Origin of the sequence: Lacinutrix sp. Bg11-31 (assembly GCF_002831665.1) — a bacterium.
GTDB lineage: Bacteria > Bacteroidota > Bacteroidia > Flavobacteriales > Flavobacteriaceae > Lacinutrix.
Map to the genome: position 1 here is coordinate 3,191,142 of NZ_CP025118.1, position 22,963 is coordinate 3,214,104.

Below are 22,963 nucleotides of genomic sequence, written 5' to 3' on the forward strand. Positions count from 1 at the left end.
TACTATATACTGTTGGTTTTTAGTGCTTTTGATTTAAGGTCAAGTTCAATTAATAGCGGCACAAATAACGTTCTTATTTTTGGTATAAACCAAAAAAACCGTTATAATTTTCAAAACACGTATTTACACGTTGTTATACATTTTTTACAGATTAAAAATATATTCTTCGCTAAAATCAATATTTTGTCGAAGAATGACAACTTATATTGTTACAAAAAAAATAATTTTTAAACCACCCTAAAAAGTCTTCGACAAGCTTTTTGGTATTAAAATTTTACTAATACATAATGCTAACTCATATTAATAGTTATTTTTGCACAAACACTCATATTTTAAAGATGTTTAAAAACATATTTATAGTATTTCTTCTAAGCCTCATTTCTTTTAATGGTTTTGCGCAACAACGCAAAAATATTGAAATTAAAGACTCTGGTGCTTTTGGTGAAATAGACGAAGAAAAATATCCAGGCGCAAGAATTCTAACGCGTAGTGATGCAGGACAAGTACATGTTTATCATGATGGTATCGATATGTATTGCGACCAAGCAGTTTTATATGGTAAAGAAAACTTTGTTGAAGCTTATGGGAACGTAAAAATGATTCAAGGAGATACCATTACAATGGTAGCCAGATATGCAGAGTATAGCGGAAAAACACAATTAGCTTACGCAAAAGGCGACGTGGTTTTAACAGAGCCAAGTTCTACATTAACTACAGATAAGCTCTTTTTCGATCGTGCCAAGCAAGAGGCTTTTTATAACGAAGACGGTATGGTGGTTAGAGATTCTTCTGGAACCATTACGAGTACTGTTGGTCGTTATTATATGTCTATAAAAAAATACCGCTTTCTTGATAATGTAAAATTAGTAAACCCTGAATATGTACTCACCACAAATCAATTAGATTTCTTTTCGGAAACTGGACATGCTTACATGTATGGGCCTTCAAAAATTGTAGGAGAAACAAGTACCGTTTATTGCGAACGTGGATTTTACAACACTAACAGCGACAAAGGTTACTTCACTAAAAATTCTAGAATAGATTACGATAATCGTGTAGTTGTTGGCGACAGTATGTATTTTGATAGAAATCGCGATTTTGCTTCTGCCACAAATAACATTACTATTACAGATACCATAAATAAAAGTATTATAACAGGTCATTATGCCGAAGTTTACAAGTCTAAAGACTCTGCTTTTGTAACAAAGAGGGCTTTGGCTGTTTCGGTTCAAGAAAAAGATTCTGTTTATATCCATTCAGATACGTTGATGATTACTGGAAAAGAAGATAATAGAATAACGAGAGCTTTCAGAAATGCAAAGTTGTATAAATCTGATATCAGCGGAAAAGCAGATTCCATTCATGTTAATCATCAAACGGGTTTAACACAGCTTATTAATTTATCGCGTTTATCTTTAAAAGATGCCTTTGCAGTAAAAAGAAGACCTATTCTTTGGAATTTAACAAACCAAATTACTGGTGATACTATTCATTTAAAATCTAATCCAGAAACCGAAAAAATAGACTCACTTATCGTTTTTGAAAATGCTTTTATTATTAGTAAAGACACAATAAGTGAGGATTATTACAGCCAAATAAAAGGAAAGCGTCTTATTGGTTTGTTTGATGACGAAAACCAAATGAAGCAGGTTAACATCTTTAAAAATGCTGAATCAATTTTTATTATTAGAAACGAAGACGATGAGTTTGTTGGCTTAGACAAAGCGCGTTCTGCAAATATTGAAATGTATTTTGAAGCAGGTGGTATTAATAGGTATAAACGATTAATTTCGGCTGAAGCAAATACGTATCCTGAAGACGATATTCCAAAAGGAGCTATGAGATTGAAAGACTTCGATTGGAGAGAAGACGAAAGACCATTAAGTGTAGACGATTTATTTAAAGACGATCCACCTTTAGAGTTACCAATAATAAAAGGCTTAGCGCCAGCTGTTCCGGAAGAAGAATTTTTTGATGCAGACTTATTAAAGCGTGTAGATAAAGCAGACAAAGAAAGCAAGCCTAATGTTCGTTTTGGAGATGCGCGTGACGATAAGCCGCAGAAAGCGTCAAGACAAATTCCTAAAACAACAATTAAGCCAGAGGTTATAAAAAGTAATCTTCCAAAACAAAGAAAGCCTAAAAACTTAAAACCAACACTTGGTAAGGCAGTAAAGGTTGAAAAAGAATAATGAAAGATCAATTCTTTAAATACCAAGCGCAAACCACACCACATCCTTTGGCTATGGAAATTTCTCACGCTAAAGGTTCTTATATTTACGATACCAATAAGAAAGAGTATTTAGATTTTGTTGCAGGTGTTTCGGCTTGTAGTTTAGGGCATTCGCATCCAAGAGTTGTTTCGGCTATAAAAAAACAAGTAGATCAATATTTACATGTTATGGTTTATGGCGAATACATCCAGAAACCTGCTGTAGATTTGTGTGCGTTACTAGCTAAAAACTTACCACATTCACTTGAAAAAACATACTTAGTAAATTCTGGAACCGAAGCTATTGAAGGCGCATTAAAATTGGCTAGAAGGGCAACAGGCAGAAGCCAAATTATTGCTGCGCATAATGCTTACCATGGCAATACAATGGGTTCGCTTAGTTTAATGGATTTTGAAGAACGCAAAGCGCCTTTTAGGCCATTGCTACCAGAAATTAGTCATATCACTTTTAATTACGAACCACATTTAAAGCACATTACAACAAAAACGGCTTGCGTTATTTTAGAAACTATTCAAGGTGGAGCAGGTTTTATAGAGCCTAAAAACAACTATCTACAAAAGGTAAAACAGCGTTGTAACGACGTTGGTGCCTTATTAATATTAGACGATGTTCAACCAGGAATTGGTAGAACAGGAAAATTATTTGGCTTCGAAAATTACAATTGTATTCCAGATATTTTGGTAACAGGAAAAGGTCTTGGAGGCGGTTTGCCAATTGGAGCGTTTACTGCGTCGGCAAAATTAATGGATATGTTGCAAGACAATCCTAAATTGGGACATATTACTACTTTTGGTGGGAATCCTGTAATTGCTTCGGCAGCTTTAGCGACATTAAAAGAAATTACAGAAAGTGACTTAATGTCACAAGCTTTAGAAAAAGAACAACTTGTAAGAACCCATTTAAAGCATCCTTTAATAGAAGAAATAAGAGGAAAAGGTTTAATGTTGGCTGCAATATTACCTTCCGCAGAAACAGTTAATCAGCTCATTTTAAGCGCTCAAGATAATGGTTTAATTCTATTTTGGTTATTATTCGAACCAAGAGCTATTAGAATTACACCACCACTTACTATTAGCAACGACGAGATTATTAAAGGCTGTGGCATTATTGTTGAAGTATTAAACACAATACAAAGCAATACGATATAAGTAGCTGTAACTTTTTAATTGTCAGTCACGAAGCCTATTAAATTAAGATGACAGCTTGCACTTGTTCATTACTTTGTTAAAAACATTTGTCTGTAATACCCAAAAAATGATGCTTTAGGCATTACATTTATTACATAGAAATGCTAAACTAATGCCTATGGATTTTAGCCAAGAAGAAGAACCTAGTAACAGATCGCTAACTAAATTTGAGTCCATGCTTAAAACAAACAATGTGTTGTTTTTTGACTCAAGTGAGTTCGAGAATATTATTCATCATTACCTTAATCAAGGTAAGGTTGCGCTTGCAAAAAAAGCAATTAAATTAGGTTTAGAACAGCATCCTAGTTCTACAAGTTTAAAACTTTTTAAAGTTGAAATTTTTGTTTTTGAAAATGAATTAGGCAAAGCCAATTCACTTTTAAACGAATTGTATATCCTTGAACCTTCAAACGAAGAAATCTATATTCAAAAAGCTAATATTCTATCTAAAGAAGATAAGCATGATGAAGCTATTGATGTTTTAAAACGCGCTTTAGATCTTTCTGAAGATACTGCAGATTTACATTCGTTAATAGGTATGGAATATTTATTTCTAGACCAATTTGATATGGCTAGAGATAGTTTTATGGAATGTTTAGATGCTAATCCAGAAGATTATGCGTCGCTTTATAATATTATTTATTGCTTCGATTTTTTAGATAAAAATGAAGAAGCCATTACCTATTTAAATATCTATTTAGATAAAAACCCATATTGTGAGGTCGCTTGGCACCAACTTGGTCGTCAATATTACGAGTTAAAAGAGTATGAAAAAGCATTAGGTGCTTACGATTTTGCAATTATTTCCGACGATACTTTTGTTGGTGCCTATATTGAAAAAGGTAAGGTTTTAGAAAAGCTCAATTTATACAATGAAGCCATCGAGAACTATAGTATAACACTCTCTCTAGAAGATCCAACGTCTTTTGCATTGCTTAGAATTGGTAGTTGTCATGAAAAATTAGGCAACAACGATTTAGCAGTACATTATTATTACAAAACGGTTCATGAAGATCCGCTTTTAGATAAAGGCTGGATTGCAATTACTAAGTTTTACTGCAAGAATAATAACTATCAAAAAGCATTATACTACACTAATAAAGCTATAAATATTGATAGTGAAAATGTTTCGTATTGGAAATACTATGCAAAAATTAATCATAGATTAAATTTCCTTGAAGAAGCAGAACGTGGTTATAAACGTGTTTTAGATTTAGGAAATTACGAACTAGAAACGTGGTTAATTCGAACAGATATATTAGCAAAATTAGGAGAGCAGGAAACTGCAACTTTTAATTTAATTCAAGCTCAAGATTTTTTTCCAGAAAATGCTGAAATAGAATTTAGATTAGCAGGTTTATATTTTCAGTTACTAGAAACTGAAAAAGCAACGTACCATTTAAGAAACGCCATGCGTTTTGATGCTGAGCAAATTATTGTTCTAGAGGAACTATTTCCTGAGGTTTATGAGTCACTGCTTTTTAAAAAACTGATTACTATATAAATTGTTTTTACAGGATATAGTTGTAAGAATATTGCATAACACAAATTAGCTTTAATCTAACTTAGACCTTTATGACCTTGAATATCTTATTAAGACAGGAGACAGAGGTTCTACCATTTTTGTAAAAAGTTTGAAATTGTAAAATGGGAATTTAATATTATGGACACAAGAAAAACTGAAGTTCCAATTATTTTAGTTTCTGCATATGCACAATTCGTAATCAACAAAAAAATTATTAATCCTACTGGGTTTCAAAACCTTGCAGAATTACTAAAATTGCATACCTTTGATTTGATAGAAAAATTAAGATATGCAAAGAAGTATTAAAGATTATTTTATAATTGCCTTTAAAGGTGTTGCAATGGGAGCTGCAGATGCCGTTCCAGGAGTTTCTGGAGGTACAATTGCTTTTATATCTGGTATTTACGAAGAATTAATTTCTTCTATAAGTAATGTAAATCTATCACTTTTTAAAACGTTAAAACAAGAAGGTTTTAAGTCTTTTTGGACACAAGCAAACGGTAATTTTCTACTCGCACTACTTACAGGAATAATAATAAGTTTTGCTTCTTTTATGAGGCTAGCAAAATACTTAATAGAACAGCATCCTGTTTTAATCTGGTCGTTCTTTTTTGGGCTTATAGTTGTTAGTATCTATTTTGTTGGGAAACAAGTTACTAAATGGACAGCAGGTTCAATTGTTGCTCTAATTACTGGTGCAGCTCTAGCTTACTATATTACTAGTTTGCCATCGTTAGCAGCAAATTCTAATCCGTATTACCTATTTTTTGCTGGAGCAATAGCTATTTGTGCTATGATTTTACCGGGAATTTCAGGTTCGTTTATTTTAGTCATTTTAGGAGCTTACAAAACGTTAAGTGATGCTATGCATGATTTCGACATTAAACGTATCGCCATTTTTGCAGTTGGAGCATTAGTAGGTTTATTAAGTTTTAGCCGTTTGTTAAAATGGTTATTTAAAAATTACCACAATACAACCTTAGCGCTTTTAACAGGTTTTATTCTAGGCTCACTAAACAAAGTTTGGCCATGGAAAAAAACAGTGTCTGTAATGGATGATGAAACTGGAAAGGTATTAGATTTTTCTCAGGTTTCAGATTTGGGAACACTTTCTGTTTTTCAAAAAAACACTAATAATTTCGATAGTTATAAAACGGTTTTAGAAGATAGTATTTCGCCTTATTTATATTCAGAAATTAATGGTATAAACCATCAATTAATACTTTCAATTGTATTAATGGTTGTTGGTTTCTTGACCATTTTTATTTTAGAAAAAGTAGGTTCAAAAAAAGCATAATGCAAAGCACGCGAACATTTAAAGACAAGTTCTTCTTAATCTTAAAAGGATTAGGAATGGGAGCTGCCAATAAGGTTCCTGGAGTGTCTGGTGGTGTTGTGGCTTTTGTTGCTGGCTTTTACGAAGAGTTTATTCATTCGCTAAAACGCGTGAATTTCACAGCTTTAAAGCTGTTAATTAATGGTAGATTTAGGTCGTTTTTTTATTACATAAACGGTAAATTTTTAAGTCTGCTATTCTTGGGAATGCTTGTTAGTTATTTTAGTATTTCTAAAATACTAGACTATTTTATTAAGCATTATGAACTGTATGTTTGGAGCATTTTCTTCGGCATGATTATCGGTTCAATTTATTATATAAGCAAAGATTTTAAAGATTGGAAAACGACTACCTATTTAGCACTATTAATAGGTGCTATTCTTGGTGTAAGTATTAGTTTTCTTGATCCAGCAATGGAAAATGACAATCTTTGGTTTGTGTTTTTATGTGGTATTATTAGTGTTTCTGGGATGACGCTTCCTGGGTTTTCGGGATCTTTCATATTAATTTTATTAGGAAATTATGTGTTGCTTTTAGTAGATTCTGTAAACGCTCTTTTCGATACTTTTTACGAAATTACTGGAGGTAACTTCAGCTTTACAGAAAATGTAGAACGCATGCGAATGCTTAAAGTTCTTGTTGTATTTACTTTAGGTTCTGTAGTAGGTTTGGTTAGTTTTTCGCATATATTAAGTTATATTTTAAAACATTATAAAAGCGTAACCACAGCATCTATAATTGGTTTTATTGTTGGCTCACTTGGTGTGGTGTGGCCTTGGAAAGAAACTATTTTTAAAACAGATACTTCTGGTGCCCAAATTTTAGATTCTCGCGGAAAACACATTATTGAAAACTACAAACGACTAGTTCCAGAATTAAATACAGAAACTTATCTTGCTATATTTTACATTATTATAGGCATCGCTATTGTTTTAGGTTTAGAATGGTATGGCAGAAAAACACGACAGATACATGCGTAGATTTGGATTAATAGGAAAAGACATCTCGTATTCATTTTCAAGAAATTATTTTAAAAATAAGTTTGAAGCTGAACACATAAAAAACACAAGCTACGAGAATTTCGACCTTGAGAACATTGCTTTATTTAATACAAAACTGAAGCAAGAAACCACTATAAAAGGTTTCAATGTTACTATTCCCTATAAAGAAAGCGTCATGCCTTTTTTAGATAAATTAAATAAAAAAGCCAAAGCTATTGGTGCTGTAAACACCATTAAAATTACTAAAAAAGGAAAATATGTTGGTTATAATACCGACTATTACGGATTTAAAAAAACATTAAAACCGTTTATAAAAAAACACCATAAAAAAGCATTAATTCTAGGTACTGGAGGCGCAAGTAAAGCAATTGCGTATGCTTTAAAATCTCTTGATATCGAGTATTATTTTGTATCGCGAAACGTTGGAGAAAATGTAAAATACACATACAACGAACTTACAGATACTATTATAAATGCGCATCAAATTATTATTAACAGCACACCTTTAGGCACTTTTCCAGATATAGATTTGTGTCCAGATATTCCTTATCAGGAAATTTCTAAACAACATATATTATTCGATTTAATTTACAATCCTTCGGAAACAAAATTTCTAAGATTAGGTAAGCAAAATAATGCGACCATAATCAATGGAGAAAGGATGTTGGAGCTGCAAGCCGAGAAATCTTGGAGTATTTGGAATAAATAATAAGCACCTTTTAATCGAAAAAGAAGTTGAAACGGCTAATAAAACACAAGTTTTAGTATCTTTAAAGTCTAAATTTTTACCTAATAAAAACATTTTATAAAATGTCAGAGCAAGATAACCTGCCAAAAGCAGACGGAAACGAAGAAAACGAAGCACTAGAAAACACAGCAATTGATAACGTTGAAGAGACTGTTGAAGAAACAGTTGAAGAGAATACAACAGACTCTCAAGACTCTCAAAATGAGGATGATGAGGATGCTGTAATTAATGAAATTGACGACTCTAATGCAGAAGATGCTGAGGATGAAGGCACAAGTGATCGTCATAATATTGAAGATAAAGACTACAGCGAAATGTCTTTAGATGCTTTAGTTATCGAACTTGAAAAACTGGTTGAAACACAAAAGGTGCAAGCTATAAAAAAGCATGTAGAAGCTATAAAAAATGAGTTTAACGACAAATTCAATGCACTTGTAGAAGAAAAAAAGCAAGAATTTTTAGCAGAAGGTGGTAACGAAATAGATTTCCATTACTCTATTCCTTTAAAACGCAGTTTTAATGATGCTTATAAAGAATATCGCCAGAAAACAAAAACGCATTATAAGAGTTTAGAAAAAGGTTTAAAAGATAATTTATCGACAAGACTTCAAATTATTGAAGACATCAAGGCGCTTACAGATCTTGATGAAACGATGAATACAAAATACAAGCAGTTTAAAGAATTACAAGACCAGTGGAAAGCTGCTGGATCGATACCAAGAGATAAATACAATAATGCCTGGAACAGTTATCATTTTAATGTTGAGCGTTTCTACGATTTATTACATTTAGATAGAGATTTACGCGATAAAGATTTTGAGCATAATCTTGAAAAGAAAACTAAAATTATTGAACGTGCCGAAGAATTAGCTAAAGACGAAAATAATAATCGTGCTTTTAGAGAATTACAAGCTTTACACAAAATGTGGAAAGAAGAATTAGGCCCTGTTTCTAGAGAGCATAGAGAACCAATTTGGGACCGTTTTAAAGAAGCGACTAAGGTTATTAATGACAAACGTCAAGAATATTACAACCATTTAGACAAAGTTTACGAGAAAAATTTAGAGTTTAAACATGGTATTATTGGGATTATTGAAGAAAAGACTAACGATCCTGGAAACTCGCATAAAGATTGGCAAAAGAAAATAAAAGAAGTAGAAATGCTTCGTGAAGAATTTTTTAAAGCTGGAAAAGTACCTATTAAAGTTAATGAAGCGACTTGGACAAAATTCAAAGTTTCCGTTCGTGAATTCAATCATAAAAAGAATACGTACTATAAGAGTTTAAAGAAAGATCAATACGATAATTTAGACAAAAAGGTAGCGTTAATAAAAATTGCCGAAGCTAATAAAGACAGTGAAGATTTTACTGCTACAACGCAGTTGATGAAGAAAATTCAAGGCGATTGGAAAACTATTGGTCATGTACCAAGAAAGGATAGCGACAAAATTTGGAAACAGTTTAGAGGTGCTTGTAACCATTATTTCGATAGAATTAATTCTAAAAGAAACGAAGCCAATGCTGAAGAAGAAAAAGCATTCACAGAAAAAGAAGCATTCTTAAAAACGGTTACTGAAACCAAATTATCTGGTGAGCAAAAAGCAGATTTAGCTACCATAAAAGATTACATAGCAAATTGGAAAACACTTGGTCGTGTACCTGGAAATAAACGTAAAATTGAAAGCGATTTTAATAAAGCTTTAGATACTTTATTTGGTGCTTTAGATATGAATAAAAATGAAGTAGAAATGATGAAGTTTGAGAACAGACTTCAAGATTTATCTTCAGCTCAAGACCAAAGAGCACTTGAAAATGAATACAGTTTTATACGCCAGAAAATTGGTGAAATAAAAGGAGAAATAAACCAGTTAGAAAATAACTTATTGTTTTTCAAACATGCTGATGAAAAGAATCCGCTTGTAAAATCTGTACACGATAATATTAAGAAGCATTCTGAAGGTTTAACAATTTGGAAAGCGAAACTTAAAAAGATTAAAGTAATGGAAAATGCAAAAGCAAAAGCTGAAGCTGAGGAAAAAGCAGCAGAAGAAGCAGAACAAGCTACTGAAGCTACAGATACAGAATAAATATATGTAGTTATTTAAATAAAAAATGCTCGTCTTAGACGAGCATTTTTTGTTTTTATATACCTGTGAATACACTATTCACAAAGAAAATTAATATCTATAAACAGATTTCTTATTTTCATTAAGAATGACAAAACAAGCTAGTAAATTTTAGTTTTTCTTAATTTAAGAAACCATTAAACAAACCAAATCCTGTTCGATTAAGCATCAAACAGGATTTTGGCTCCTAACTAAACTAACCAATTATTTCTATTTCGCTTTCTAGAAATAATTAAATTTAAAATGACCTTTTAAAAAGTTTACGCTATTAACCAATATTCCTATGAAGAAATAAGGCCATTTGATAGTATATACGTATAGAAGTTAATTTTGGACTACGAAGATTAAAAAAAAATGTTTTTTTAGTTGGTTAAATATGTTTCGATGTGGTTGTGTTGATTTATTATAGTTAAAAATGTAGGTGTAAACTAGGTTAGTTATTCTCTATAAAAAAGGCTTCGTATCACGAAGCCTTTTTTATATTATTATAATTCTTTTCGCAGTCTAGCCACAGAAATATCCAATTGCTCGCGATATTTTGCAACCGTTCTTCTAGCAATAGGATAGCCTTTTTCTTTTAATATTTTAGCTAAAGCTTCATCTGTATATGGTTTCTTTTTGCTTTCTTCTTCTATAACCGTTTCTAAAATTTTTTTAATTTCTCTAGTCGAAACTTCTTCACCTTGATCGTTAGTCATAGATTCAGAAAAGAATTCTTTAATCAGTTTTGTTCCGTAAGGTGTATCTACATATTTACTATTTGCAACACGGGAAACGGTAGAGACATCCATTTCTATTTCGTCTGCAATATCTTTTAAAATCATAGGTCTTAAATTACGCTCATCACCAGTTAAGAAGTATTCTTTTTGGTAATGCATAATAGAACTCATAGTTACGAATAAAGTCTGTTGACGTTGCTTTATAGCCTCTATAAACCATTTTGCAGCATCAAGCTTCTGTTTAATAAACATAACAGCATCCTTTTGAGATTTAGATTTCTCTTTTGATTCTTTGTAGCCTTTAAGCATGTTGTTATACTCGCGAGATACATGTAATTCTGGTGCATTTCTACCATTTAAAGTTAACTCTAACTCACCATTAACAATTTTAATAGCAAAATCTGGAATAACGTGCTCTATCATTCTGGTATTTCCAGAATAACTACCTCCAGGTTTTGGGTTTAAACGTTCTATTTCGTGAATAGCATCTTTAAGCTGAATTTCACTAATATTGAACTTAGACATTAATTTTTTATAATGCTTTTTAGTGAATTTCTCGAAAGCGTTATTTATGATATCTGAAGCTAATGCTATATCTGGAGTTTGTTCTTTTCTTTTAAGTTGAATACTTAAACATTCTTGTAAATTTCGAGCACCAACACCAGCAGGATCTAATTGGTGTACTATTTTAAGTACATATTCAATTTTATCTTCGGTTGTATATACGTTTTGTGTAAAGGCTAAGTCGTCCATAATATCGCTTAGCTCACGACGTATGTAACCACTTTCGTCAACACTACCAACTAAAAACTCTGCGATATCACGTTCTTCATCGTTTAAACGATACGTATTTAATTGTGTTTTTAAATGTTGGGTAAAAGATGTTCCAGAGGCATATGGAATACTCTTTTCATCATCATCTGCACTGTAGTTATTTACGCTAGTTCTGTAATCTGGAATTTCATCATCACTTAAATAGTCGTCAACATTAATATCTTCTGCTTCAATTTTTTCATTGTCATCATACTCATCTTGAGAATTATCCATGTCTTCATACTCATCTTCTTTTTCTTCTTTTCCAGTATCGAGTGCAGGATTTTCTTCAAGTTCTTGCTTTAAACGTTGCTCAAAAGCTTGTGTAGGCAACTGTATCAATTTCATTAATTGAATTTGTTGCGGAGACAATTTTTGCGATAATTTGAACTGTAAATATTGTTTAAGCATATAGAATCGTTGATTATGTATAAAAATAAAAAAAACAATCTACAATATGGATATTAGTAGATTGTTTTAATAATTTATTTATGTTGTTTGCTTTTAGAACTCAGCATTTTGTGGTGTTCTTGGATAAGGTATTACATCGCGAATATTACCCATTCCTGTTGCGAACATTACTAAACGCTCGAAGCCTAAACCAAAACCAGAATGCACTGCAGTTCCATACTTACGTAAGTCTAAGTACCACCATAATTCTTCTTCAGAAATATCTAAAATAGCCATCTTCTCTTTTAAAACGTCTAAACGTTCTTCACGTTGAGAGCCTCCAACCATTTCTCCAATACCTGGAAATAGAATATCCATGGCGCGAACGGTTTTACCATCTTCGTTTAAACGCATGTAAAATGCTTTAATATTTGCAGGATAATCGAACAAGATTACTGGACATTTAAAGTGCTTTTCTACTAAAAAACGTTCATGTTCAGACTGTAAGTCGGCTCCCCATTCTTCAATGATATAATTGAATTTTTTCTTTTTATTAGGCTTAGAGTTTTTAAGAATATCTATTGCCTCAGTATAGCTTACACGTTTGAAATTATTATCGGTTACGAATTTTAATTTTTCAATTAAGCGTAATTCGCTACGTTCTGCTTGTGGTTTTGTTTTCTCTTCGTCAAATAAGCGTTGATCTAAAAATTCTAAATCTTCAGCATTGTGTTGTAAAACATAAGAGATAACAGATTTCATAAAGTCTTCAGCTAAATCCATGTTTCCTGCTAAATCCATGAATGCGACTTCTGGTTCAATCATCCAAAATTCTGATAAATGACGAGAAGTGTTAGAGTTTTCTGCTCTAAATGTTGGCCCAAAAGTATAAACTTTACCAAGAGACATTGCATAAGTTTCTGCTTCTAATTGTCCAGAAACAGTAAGGTTTGTGTCTTTTCCAAAAAAGTTTTTAGAATGGTCTATTGATCCATCTTCTTTTAGTGGAGGATTTTTTTGATCTAAAGTACTTACTCTAAACATTTCTCCTGCACCTTCTGCATCACTTCCTGTAATAATAGGCGTGTGCATATAGTTAAAACCATTATCGTTAAAATACTTGTGCACTGCAAAAGATAATGCAGAACGTAAACGCATAACAGCGCTAAAAGTGTTTGTACGTGTACGTAAATGTGCGTTTTCTCTTAAAAACTCAAACGAGTGCTTTTTAGGCTGAATAGGATACGTTTCTGGATCACTATCTCCTAAGATTTCAATTGAAGAAACCACTATTTCAACACTTTGTCCTTTACCTTGGCTTTCTACTAACTCACCTTTAATATGAACTGCAGCACCAGTTGTAATGCGCTTTAATGTTTCTTCATCTGTATTTTCGAAATCAACAACACATTGTATATTATTAAGCGTAGAACCATCATTTAAAGCAATAAATCTTTTAGCTCTGAATGTACGAACCCAACCTTTAGCTTCTACCTGCTGTAGTTTTGTTTCTTTTAATAATTGTGCAATAGTTAATTTTGTCATTTTTGTATTTATTAGATAGCAAATATAAATTTTTACGTTGTTTTATTATTCTGATTCTTCTGATTTTTCATCAGGATCATTTTCAACAGGAATAATATTTATTGAAGGTTTTTTAAGCGTTTCTTTATTAGCAATACTTCGCTCTAAAGATAGTAGAAGTGAAGGCAATAATAATAAATTAGATAGCATAGCAAATAATAATGTTACCGAAACTAATGCTCCAAGTGCAACGGTTCCTCCAAAACTTGAAATTGTAAAGACTGAAAAACCAAAGAATAAAACAATAGAGGTGTAAAACATACTTACACCAGTTTCTCTTAAAGCGGCATAAACCGATTTTTTAATTTTCCAGTTGTTGGCTTGTAATTCTTGTCTATATTTTGCTAAAAAGTGAATAGTGTCATCTACAGAGATTCCAAAAGCAATACTAAACACTAATATAGTCGATGGTTTTATTGGGACACCTAAATAACCCATTAAGCCAGCAGTTACTACTAATGGTAATAAATTTGGTATTAGCGAAACAATAATCATTCTAAAGGAACGAAACATGTAAGCCATAAACAATGAAATAAGTACAATAGCTAAAGACAGTGAAAGTGCTAGATTTTTTACCAGGTATTTTGTGCCTTTTTGAAATACTAACGCTTTTCCTGTTATGGTAATATCATACTTTTCTTTTGGAAAAACATTATTTATTTTATTGACTAAATTCTCTTCGATACGTTCCATTTTGTCGGTTCCAATATCTTTCATAAACGTAGTTATTCGAGCGTATTGTCCTGTAGAATCTACAAAGTTATTTAAAAGATTTGTTTCACCAGATGTTGAGTTTTTAGCATAAGGTAAAATAAAAGCTTCTTCCTGTTTTGTTGGGAGTTGGTAATACTTCGGATTGCCATTATAGTAAGCTTGCTTAGAATATTTAACGAGACTAACCACAGAAATAGGACGCGATAACTCTGGAATTTCGATAATTAAATCTTCAAGTTGATTCATGCGTTTTAAGGTAGCCGATTTCATGACTCCTTTTTTACGCTTGGTATCAATCATAATCTCCATTGGCATGATACCATTAAATTCTTCTTCAAAAAAGCGAATATCACTAAAGAATTCAGCATTTTTAGGCATGTCTTCTATTAAACTTCCCGAGACTTTAATTTTATAAATTCCAATAATACAAACAATGATTAAGCCTAAAGAGGTAGCATAAATAGCAATACGTTTTTCTTTTACCATACATACTGTCCAATCTACAAAACCACCAATCCAACGTTTGTTTAAATGTTCTAAATGGCGTTCTTTTGGGTAAGGTAAAAAGGTGTATAATATTGGAATAATAAGTAAGCACAATATAAATATGGCTAAAATACTAAGCGAGGCTACAATACCAAATTCTTTTAATAACTTACTTTCTGTTATAATAAAAGTAGCAAAACCAGAGGCTGTTGTAACGTTAGTCATTAAAGTAGCATTACCAACTTTTGTAATAACACGTTGCAGCGATTTTACTTTGTTACCATGTAATTTTACTTCGTGCTGATATTTGTTAATTAGGAAAATACAATTAGGAATCCCAATAACAATAATAAGTGGTGGAATTAATGCTGTTAATACAGTAATTTCATATTTTAAAAGACCAAGTATTCCTAGTGTCCACATCACACCAACGCAAACGACTATTAAGGAAATAAAGGTTGCACGAAAAGAGCGAAAGAATAAAAAGAAAATAAACGATGTAATTGCCAATGCTGCTAAAACAAACAAGCCAATTTCGTCTACAATATTTTGCGCATTTAATGTTCTTATGTAAGGCATTCCAGAAACACGAACATCTAGATTGTAAGTATCTTCGAACACCTTAACTTTTTTCATTAAAGTTTCAACAACAAAATCTTTTCTAGCAGGTGTATTTACCAATTCTTTTTTAAGGTAAATTGCGGTTCGTACTGTTTTAGTTTTTTTGTTAAATAAGAAGTTATCGTAAAAAGGATATTTATTAAAAAGATCGTCTTGAAGTACTTTTATTTCTGCTGGAGTTTTAACCGAATCTTTTATAAAAGGTTCTAAATCGAATTTTTGTTCTTTTGTGTTTTTTACGAGTTTTTGTAGATCCTTAATAGATACAACGCTTTCCACTTCGTTTGCAACTCTAAAATCATCAGAGAGTGCATTCCAAGCATTTAGCTTTTCAACAGTAAAAAGAGTGGAGTCTTTTACACCTAATACAATTAGATTTCCTTCCTCACCAAAGATATCTAAGAAATTATTATACTCAATATTTACTTCGTGATCGTCTGGTAATAGGTTCGCTTCAGTATAAGTGAAACGCATGTATTTCCATTGTGTACTAAATAAAATAGTAATGATTATAATACCTAAGAGGATACCAATTTTATTACGTAAAATTAGTCTAGCTACTATGTCCCAAAATTTAGATTTTTTTTGTTTCGCCATGATGCTTTAAAAGGAGCTTCAAAGGTATGGAAAACCTATAGATTTTATAGCATTTCAAAACAGAAATGGTTTAGTATTTATAATGTAATATTAAAAGTGAATTTAAGAGCAATATTATCTTCCTCCTTAGGCAGGTGATAAGCACCATAGCGATAAGTGAAACTTAAACCGAAACCTAATAAGAGTTTGTTTATTTCGAAACCAGACTCTGTATATCCACTTTTTAAAGTGCCAAAACTTACGTTTTGGTGTCTTGAAATAGTATTCATATTCCCAACTGCATAACGCGTTACTAATACTAATTGCGGCTTAAAATAGTTGTTAAAACGAAATGGTTTTACGTAGTGTTTAACCACTAAGGTTGCAAACCTGTCTGAGAAAAACTCATTAAAAAACATAGTTTCAAAACTATTAATTCCAGCTACAGAGAAACGGTTTAATATTGTTTCTTTATTAATATTATTTGGATAGGCATGGTACAAATGCGTTAAAGGTGTGTCTCCATGCGCTAAACCTAAAGATAAAGTTCCAATAGTATGAGAGTCTTTATTATGGATAACTTTGTGTATGGTTCTAAAATCTAGTTTCGAAAAATTAAAATCTGCATTTAGAACATTTTTAAAACTCTTACTATACTGTAAAGTGAATTTAGGATAGCCATCTACTATAGTTTCTGTCTTTCCGTCTATTGTTTCATATTCTAAAAATGGATTCCATTGCACAGCAATTTTAGCAATTGAGGTTTCAAAAGAGCCATAAGCAATATTATCAAGCACGTAATTATAGTCGTAAGTCGGACGAATATTACTAATAGCAATTTCGGTTTCTGTAATAAGTTTAGGATTTACTTCATGCTCATAAGATACAGCCGAAGTAATATGTTTATGAAACAAACTAATGTTTAATAAACGTGGTTCGAAAAATGAAAATGTGCGTCCATCTGTTAAGAAATCAGAACTTCCTGTTTCCATTAAATCGTCTATGTAAGAGACATTAAGCCAACCTTTAGCTTTTTTATTTAAAAGATAACCTCCGCCAATTTTGTATTTAAAACGATGGTCTCTAAAACCGTAAACTCCGTAAGAATCTATTCTGAAGTTTTTTGAAAAACTATCATTAGTTACACCTCCTAAGCCTGTTCTAAAACCTTCGTATTGATTGAATTTTACAAGGTAGCGTAAATCGAAATTCCATAGTTTAGTAGGAAAGAATCCATTTCCAATTTGTTTTAATAACGTTTTAGAACTTATAGAATCTTTAGGTTTTTCGATGTCCTCTTCTGGTGTCTGTGCATTTAATACAAACACACAGCTAAAGAAAATTGTATATAACCATAGGTTGCGCATAAACTATTTTAATTGAGTTTTAATAGCCTTAGATAGTACACTCTTAATATTTGTTCTGTATCCAATTTCTTTAAGTACAATTTCACCTTTTTTATTAATAACAATACTTGTTGGGTAACTATGTACACCATACATTGTAATAACATCGTTAGCATTTGCTGCTATTGTATAGTCGAATGCTGTGTCGAATAAGAAGTTTTCTACAATACCTTTTTTGTTAAAAGTGATGGCTAAAAAAACCACATCTTTTCCTTTGTACTCTTTTACCAGTTCATTTAATTTAGGCATTTCAACAACGCAAGGACCACATTTTGTAAACCAAAAATTTAGTACCACAACTTTACCTTTTAAATCTGAAAGCTTAATGGTTTTTCCATCCATGTCTGTAACAATAAAGTCAAGTGCTTTCTCACCTTTGGTGTACTCTGCTTCAGGATTTTTTTTAATTAAAACTGGGTGATTGCTTTTTTTCTGAAAGACTAACGATTTTATTTTTCCATTTTCATCAGCATAAAATAGAGGCTTATAATCTGGGTTAGCCATAAGTTCCATTTTAGACATAGGTAAAATTTTACCTTGCTCATTAAAAAGCATAATGTCAGGAGTAATCATTATCTGCATCGTTTTCACTTGCTCACCAGAGAGTAAGTGTTGACTTTCAGGAATGAATTTGTAATCTTGCGCAAAGCTTATTGTATAAAACAATAGTGCACATAAGAATAAAGTGGATTTAATATAGCGCATAATTATATAAACGATAAAGTTAATGGTTATGGTATAAAAAAAAGCGACAATTAAGTCGCTTTTAACGTTTAAACCGTCATTATTTCTTTGTCTTTACTAGCTAAAATTTCTTCTATGCGTTTAGAACACATATCAGTAAGTGTTTGTATATCTGCTTCAGCATTCTTCTGTAAATCTTCAGATACGCCATCTACTTTTTTAATATCGTTATTAGCTTCTTTTCTTGCATTACGAACACCAACCTTAGCATCTTCAGCCTCAGATTTTGCCTGCTTTCCAAGATCACGTCTACGTTCTTCAGTTAAAGGAGGAACACTAATAATAAGTATTTCGCCATTATTCATTGGGTTAAAACCTAGATTAGCTATTTGAATTGCTTTCTCAATTGGCTGAATCATGTTTTTTTCCCATGGTTGTACAGTAATTGTTCTACCATCTGGCGTGTTAACGTTTGCAACTTGTGCTAATGGTGTTTGAGAACCATAATAATCTACCATTACACTACCTAACATTGCAGGACTAGCTTTACCAGCACGTATGTTAGAGAATTGTTTAATAAGGTGTTGGATAGCGTTGTCCATAGACTCTTTAGTGCTATCTATTATAAATTGAATGTCTTCGTTCATTGTTGAAATTTTTATTACTACTATACTTTATTCAAGAATTAAGCCAAAATTTATTTAGACTGTTAAACTGAGTTCAGTTGTAACGCACATCTTAATTCAAATACTAAAGTAAACAATTTTAGAAACTGACACAAATTTATCAATTTCTAACGTGTGATATTACTTACTTGGTTTAGGTAATAAGCTTACCTGAGTTCCAATATTTTCTCCAGAAACAACTTTCATTAAGTTCCCTCTTGTATTCATATCAAACACTATAATTGGTAAATCGTTTTCTTGACTTAATGTAAAAGCTGTTGTATCCATAACTTTTAAGCCTTTACGTAAGACATCGTCAAAAGTAATATGGTCAAATTTAATTGCTGTACTATCTTTTTCAGGATCTGTATTGTAAATACCATCAACACGAGTTCCTTTTAAAATAACATCTGCTTCAATTTCAATAGCTCTTAAAACTGCTGCCGAATCTGTTGTAAAGTATGGGTTACCAGTTCCTCCTCCAAAAATAACTACACGCCCTTTTCTTAAGTGACTCATTGCTTTTCTTCTAATAAAAGGTTCTGCAACTTCATTAATTTTTATAGCAGTTTGCAAACGTGTTTTTACATCTGCATCTTCTAAAGCTTGTTGTAAAGCTAAACCGTTAATTACTGTTGCTAGCATTCCCATATGGTCGCCTTGAACACGATCCATACCATTCATGGCACCTGCAACACCTCTAAAAATATTTCCACCACCAATAACAATGGCAACTTCAATACCTTTTTCTGTTACGGCTTTTATGTCTTGTGCATATTCTGCTAGACGTTCTGGATCAATACCATATTGGCGATTTCCCATTAAGGCTTCACCAGATAGTTTTAGGAGTATTCTTTTATATTTCATGTTGAATGTAGCTGAGTATTATTTTCGCTTAAGCGGAAATATGAGTTACGCAAAATTACACAAATTTTTTATTTTTGAAATTATAAAGATTGCTGAAATCAAAATTTTTTAAATGTTGAGTTTTAGCCGAATATTAAGCATAAAAAAACCACTAGCTCTAAAAATAGAGTAGTGGTTTTTTATAATATTTAGATTATTGTGGATTCTGTATCAAGTACGGAATTGCAAAACTATCTATCCTAAAGAAACACGTTTAAAAGCAGTTACTTCAACGTTTTTAGACGCTACGTAAGCTGCAACGGTTTGCTTTTCGTCTTTAATAAACCTTTGGTCAAGTAAACATTGTTCTTGATCTAAAGTTGTGTTATCACTAACAAAACGCTCTAATTTTCCTGGTAAAATTTTATCCCAAATTTGTTCTGGCTTACCTTCTGCAGCTAATTGTGCTTTCGCATCAGCTTCAGCTTTAGCCATAACTTCAGGAGTTAATTGTGCCATAGAAATGTATTCAGGTACGTTTTTAAGTGTTTTACCTAAACGACCTAACTCAATATTATCTTTTTCGATAACTGCAATTCTTGCTTCAGTTTCGTTAGCTACAAAAGAAGCTTCAAAACCTTTGTAAGATAAAGAAGATGCTCCCATAGAAGCAACTTGCATTGCTACATCTTTACCAACTGTTTCATCTGCTTGAGATAAACCAACTAATGCACCAATTTTGTTAATGTGAACGTAAGTACCAACATAAGCTGCTTCTAATTTCTCGAAAGCGTTGATTTCTAATTTTTCACCAACAACACCAGTTTGTTCAATTAATTTTTCGGCAACTGTCATATCACCAAAATTTGCAGCTAAGAAATCTTCTTTGTTGTCAAAGTTGATAGCGATATCTGCAAACTGTCCAGCTAATGCTAAGAAAGATTCGTTTTTTCCAACGAAATCTGTTTCACATCCTAATACAATGGCAACACCAACTGTATTGTCAGCATTAATTCTTGTTACAGCAGCACCTTCAGAAGAATCTCTGTCAGCTCTTTTTTCAGCTACTTTTTGTCCTTTTTTACGTAATACATCGATTGCTAAATCAAAATCACCTTTAGCTTCCACTAAGGCTTTTTTACAATCCATCATACCTGCACCAGTTGCTTTTCTTAACTTGTTTACTTCTGCTGCTGAAATTTTTACTTCACTCATAGTAAATATAATTTAAAAAAGTCGCTTAATTAATTTCTGTTAGGAAAGAACTAAACGACTTTATTTGTAATAATTTTATTGTCTTATTCTTCTTCGTTAGCTGCTTCTTTTGCTTCAGTTTTTGCTGGAGCTGCTTTTTCAACTGTCTTAGCTGGTTCAGCTTTAGCTTCAGTTTTTTCAACTTTTGCTTCAGTTTTACCTTCAGCTTTAGCATCTTTTTCAGCTTTACGCGCATTTAATCCACCAGTAATAGCTTCAGTAACATGCGTTAAAATTTTATCGATCGATTTAGAAGCATCATCATTTGATGGTATAACGTAATCTACTTGACGTGGATCAGAGTTAGTATCTACCATTGCAAATATTGGAATGTTTAATTTCTGTGCTTCTTTAATCGCGATATGCTCACGTTTAATATCTACAACAAACAAAGCTGCTGGAAGACGAGTCATGTCAACAATAGAACCTAAATTCTTTTCTAACTTAGCTCTTAAACGATCAACTTGTAAACGTTCTTTTTTAGATAAAGTTAAAAATGTTCCATCTTTCTTCATTCTATCAATAGTAGCCATCTTCTTGATCGCTTTTCTAATAGTAATAAAGTTAGTTAACATTCCACCAGGCCATCTTTCTGTGATAAAAGGCATATTAATACCTCCCGCTTTTTCAGCGACGATGTCTTTTGCTTGTTTTTTTGTAGCTACAAATAAGATTTTACGACCAGAAGCTGCGATTTTTGCTAACGCATCTCCAGCTTCGTCCATCTTAGCTGCTGTTTTGTATAAATTGATAATATGGATACCGTTACGCTCCATATATACGTAAGGAGCCATGTTTGGGTCCCACTTACGTGTAAGGTGACCGAAGTGTACACCTGCTTCAAGTAATTCTTTTACTTCTACTGCCATTTTGTAATTAGTTTACGTTCTGTTGAATTAGCAATAATTAAGTGGTCATTTATAAAAATTCGCCTTAACTATTTAGATGCTATACTAAATTCCTGTGTTTTAATTTTAAAGACACTAGGACAACAATAACTGTTTAAAATTTGTTTGGTGTTGAAAATAAATTCAACAATAATATTAACGCTTAGAGAATTGGAATTTCTTACGGGCTTTCTTCTGTCCGAATTTCTTACGTTCCACCATTCTTGGATCTCTAGTTAATAAACCTTCTGGCTTAAGCACTAATCTATGTTCAGGATTGATTTCGCACATTGCACGAGATATTGCTAAACGGATAGCTTCTGCTTGACCAGTAATACCACCACCAAATACATTTACGCTAATGTCAAAAGTCTCCGCATTGTCAGTTAATACTAACGGTTGGTTTACTTTGTACTGTAACGTTGCTGTATCGAAGTAGTCTTTAATGTCTTTTTTGTTAATCGTGATATTTCCTTTACCTTCTTTAAGGTAAACACGAGCAACTGCCGTTTTACGACGACCAATTTTGTGTAATACTTCCATTACTTGAATTCGTTTAAGTTAATTACTGTAGGCTTTTGCGCTTCGTGAGCGTGCTTAGTTCCTGTAACAACAGTTAAATTTCTGAAAAGTGCTGCTCCTAATTTGTTCTTAGGTAACATTCCTTTTACAGATTTCTCTACTAATCTTGACGGATCTTTTCCGAACAATTCAGTAGCAGTTAAACTTCTTTGACCACCTGGATAACCTGTGTGACGAATGTACGATTTGTCATTCCACTTGTTTCCTGATAACGTGATTTTTTCTGCGTTGATAACGATTACGTTATCTCCACAATCAACGTGAGGTGTGAAGCTTGGCTTGTGCTTACCTCTTAAAAGTCTTGCGACTTGAGAGCACATACGCCCTAAAGTTTGACCATCAGCATCAATTAAAACCCACTGCTTATCGACAGTTGCTTTATTGGCTGAAATGGTTTTGTAGCTTATTGTATCCACAATTTTTAAATTTTATTTATTAAACATTCCTCTCTTAAAAAGAGTTTGCAAATTTACGACAATCTTCTTGATTACCAAATAGTATACAGTATTTTATTTGATAACTTTGTTGATATGTTTTGTCACTTTGTTAATTAGCGCCTCAATTTTTAAAATTGACTGT

18 protein-coding genes are annotated in these 22,963 nt (G+C 32.1%); 7 read left to right on the forward strand and 11 right to left on the reverse strand.

The features are described from left to right. Positions 1-338: 338 nt before the first annotated feature. The 7 genes from CW733_RS14300 (at position 339) to CW733_RS14330 (ending at position 10,118) form a co-directional block, all read left to right on the forward strand. The gene (locus tag CW733_RS14300; RefSeq protein ID WP_100997859.1) at positions 339-2,192 is read left to right on the forward strand and encodes an OstA-like protein; all 1,854 of its coding nucleotides are present in this window, start codon (positions 339-341) and stop codon (positions 2,190-2,192) included. Beyond that, positions 2,192-3,382, forward strand: coding sequence for an aspartate aminotransferase family protein (locus CW733_RS14305; RefSeq protein WP_100997861.1), 1,191 nt, complete (start codon positions 2,192-2,194; stop codon positions 3,380-3,382). Before CW733_RS14300 ends, CW733_RS14305 begins: the two co-directional genes overlap by 1 nt. Positions 3,383-3,539: 157 nt before the next feature. Then, on the forward strand, positions 3,540-4,925 hold the full coding sequence (locus tag CW733_RS14310; RefSeq protein ID WP_100998861.1) for a tetratricopeptide repeat protein: 1,386 nt from the start codon (positions 3,540-3,542) through the stop codon (positions 4,923-4,925). Between the two features lie 310 nt (positions 4,926-5,235). Then, positions 5,236-6,243, forward strand: coding sequence for a DUF368 domain-containing protein (locus CW733_RS14315; RefSeq protein ID WP_100997863.1), 1,008 nt, complete (start codon positions 5,236-5,238; stop codon positions 6,241-6,243). Then, positions 6,243-7,262, forward strand: a complete 1,020-nt coding sequence (locus tag CW733_RS14320; protein ID WP_100997865.1) for a DUF368 domain-containing protein — start codon at positions 6,243-6,245, stop codon at positions 7,260-7,262. Before CW733_RS14315 ends, CW733_RS14320 begins: the two co-directional genes overlap by 1 nt. Beyond that, positions 7,231-7,992 carry a shikimate dehydrogenase gene (locus CW733_RS14325; RefSeq protein ID WP_232730368.1) on the forward strand — a complete coding sequence of 254 codons (762 nt, stop codon included), beginning with the start codon at positions 7,231-7,233 and terminating at the stop codon, positions 7,990-7,992. Before CW733_RS14320 ends, CW733_RS14325 begins: the two co-directional genes overlap by 32 nt. A 101-nt stretch (positions 7,993-8,093) precedes the next feature. After that, positions 8,094-10,118 (forward strand): DUF349 domain-containing protein, encoded by a 2,025-nt coding sequence (locus CW733_RS14330; protein WP_100997869.1) that lies wholly within the window; start codon positions 8,094-8,096, stop codon positions 10,116-10,118. A gap of 524 nt (positions 10,119-10,642) precedes the next feature. On the opposite strand, the gene rpoN is transcribed toward CW733_RS14330, so the two are convergent. From rpoN to rplM, 11 genes are all read right to left on the reverse strand, one after another. Further along, positions 10,643-12,100, reverse strand: coding sequence for an RNA polymerase factor sigma-54 (rpoN, locus tag CW733_RS14335; RefSeq protein WP_100997871.1), 1,458 nt, complete (start codon positions 12,098-12,100; stop codon positions 10,643-10,645). 93 nt (positions 12,101-12,193) lie between these two features. Further along, entirely contained in the window at positions 12,194-13,624 is a 1,431-nt protein-coding gene (gene asnS / locus CW733_RS14340) for an asparagine--tRNA ligase (RefSeq protein ID WP_100997873.1), read from the reverse strand. Between the two features lie 45 nt (positions 13,625-13,669). Continuing rightward, complete coding sequence (locus tag CW733_RS14345) at positions 13,670-16,081, reverse strand: RND family transporter (RefSeq protein ID WP_100997876.1); 2,412 nt, start codon at positions 16,079-16,081, stop codon at positions 13,670-13,672. Positions 16,082-16,158: 77 nt separating this feature from the next. Further along, positions 16,159-17,427: a DUF5686 family protein gene (locus CW733_RS14350; protein ID WP_100997878.1), complete on the reverse strand. Its 1,269-nt coding sequence runs from the start codon at positions 17,425-17,427 to the stop codon at positions 16,159-16,161. A gap of 3 nt (positions 17,428-17,430) precedes the next feature. Next, positions 17,431-18,171 (reverse strand): TlpA disulfide reductase family protein, encoded by a 741-nt coding sequence (locus CW733_RS14355; protein WP_100997880.1) that lies wholly within the window; start codon positions 18,169-18,171, stop codon positions 17,431-17,433. Between the two features lie 68 nt (positions 18,172-18,239). Continuing rightward, entirely contained in the window at positions 18,240-18,797 is a 558-nt protein-coding gene (frr, locus tag CW733_RS14360) for a ribosome recycling factor (protein WP_100997882.1), read from the reverse strand. Between the two features lie 159 nt (positions 18,798-18,956). After that, positions 18,957-19,682, reverse strand: a complete 726-nt coding sequence (gene pyrH / locus CW733_RS14365) for a UMP kinase (RefSeq protein WP_100997884.1) — start codon at positions 19,680-19,682, stop codon at positions 18,957-18,959. Positions 19,683-19,916: 234 nt separating this feature from the next. Next, positions 19,917-20,876: a translation elongation factor Ts gene (gene tsf / locus CW733_RS14370; RefSeq protein WP_100997886.1), complete on the reverse strand. Its 960-nt coding sequence runs from the start codon at positions 20,874-20,876 to the stop codon at positions 19,917-19,919. Between the two features lie 83 nt (positions 20,877-20,959). After that, positions 20,960-21,784: a 30S ribosomal protein S2 gene (gene rpsB / locus CW733_RS14375; protein ID WP_100997888.1), complete on the reverse strand. Its 825-nt coding sequence runs from the start codon at positions 21,782-21,784 to the stop codon at positions 20,960-20,962. A gap of 174 nt (positions 21,785-21,958) precedes the next feature. Then, complete coding sequence (rpsI, locus tag CW733_RS14380; RefSeq protein ID WP_100997890.1) at positions 21,959-22,345, reverse strand: 30S ribosomal protein S9; 387 nt, start codon at positions 22,343-22,345, stop codon at positions 21,959-21,961. Continuing rightward, positions 22,345-22,800, reverse strand: a complete 456-nt coding sequence (rplM, locus tag CW733_RS14385; protein ID WP_100997892.1) for a 50S ribosomal protein L13 — start codon at positions 22,798-22,800, stop codon at positions 22,345-22,347. Before rplM ends, rpsI begins: the two co-directional genes overlap by 1 nt. Positions 22,801-22,963: the final 163 nt, after the last annotated feature.

Excerpts from the sequence above, each read along its gene's own strand:
- CW733_RS14300 (WP_100997859.1), top strand. The coding sequence starts at position 339 with ATGTTTAAAAACATATTTATAGTATTTCTTCTAAGCCTCATTTCTTTT.
- CW733_RS14305 (WP_100997861.1), top strand. The coding sequence starts at position 2,192 with ATGAAAGATCAATTCTTTAAATACCAAGCGCAAACCACACCACATCCT.
- CW733_RS14310 (WP_100998861.1), top strand. The coding sequence starts at position 3,540 with ATGGATTTTAGCCAAGAAGAAGAACCTAGTAACAGATCGCTAACTAAA.
- CW733_RS14315 (WP_100997863.1), top strand. The coding sequence starts at position 5,236 with ATGCAAAGAAGTATTAAAGATTATTTTATAATTGCCTTTAAAGGTGTT.
- CW733_RS14320 (WP_100997865.1), top strand. The coding sequence starts at position 6,243 with ATGCAAAGCACGCGAACATTTAAAGACAAGTTCTTCTTAATCTTAAAA.
- CW733_RS14325 (WP_232730368.1), top strand. The coding sequence starts at position 7,231 with ATGGCAGAAAAACACGACAGATACATGCGTAGATTTGGATTAATAGGA.
- CW733_RS14330 (WP_100997869.1), top strand. The coding sequence starts at position 8,094 with ATGTCAGAGCAAGATAACCTGCCAAAAGCAGACGGAAACGAAGAAAAC.
- rpoN (WP_100997871.1), bottom strand. The coding sequence starts at position 12,100 with ATGCTTAAACAATATTTACAGTTCAAATTATCGCAAAAATTGTCTCCG.
- asnS (WP_100997873.1), bottom strand. The coding sequence starts at position 13,624 with ATGACAAAATTAACTATTGCACAATTATTAAAAGAAACAAAACTACAG.
- CW733_RS14345 (WP_100997876.1), bottom strand. The coding sequence starts at position 16,081 with ATGGCGAAACAAAAAAAATCTAAATTTTGGGACATAGTAGCTAGACTA.
- CW733_RS14350 (WP_100997878.1), bottom strand. The coding sequence starts at position 17,427 with ATGCGCAACCTATGGTTATATACAATTTTCTTTAGCTGTGTGTTTGTA.
- CW733_RS14355 (WP_100997880.1), bottom strand. The coding sequence starts at position 18,171 with ATGCGCTATATTAAATCCACTTTATTCTTATGTGCACTATTGTTTTAT.
- frr (WP_100997882.1), bottom strand. The coding sequence starts at position 18,797 with ATGAACGAAGACATTCAATTTATAATAGATAGCACTAAAGAGTCTATG.
- pyrH (WP_100997884.1), bottom strand. The coding sequence starts at position 19,682 with ATGAAATATAAAAGAATACTCCTAAAACTATCTGGTGAAGCCTTAATG.
- tsf (WP_100997886.1), bottom strand. The coding sequence starts at position 20,876 with ATGAGTGAAGTAAAAATTTCAGCAGCAGAAGTAAACAAGTTAAGAAAA.
- rpsB (WP_100997888.1), bottom strand. The coding sequence starts at position 21,784 with ATGGCAGTAGAAGTAAAAGAATTACTTGAAGCAGGTGTACACTTCGGT.
- rpsI (WP_100997890.1), bottom strand. The coding sequence starts at position 22,345 with ATGGAAGTATTACACAAAATTGGTCGTCGTAAAACGGCAGTTGCTCGT.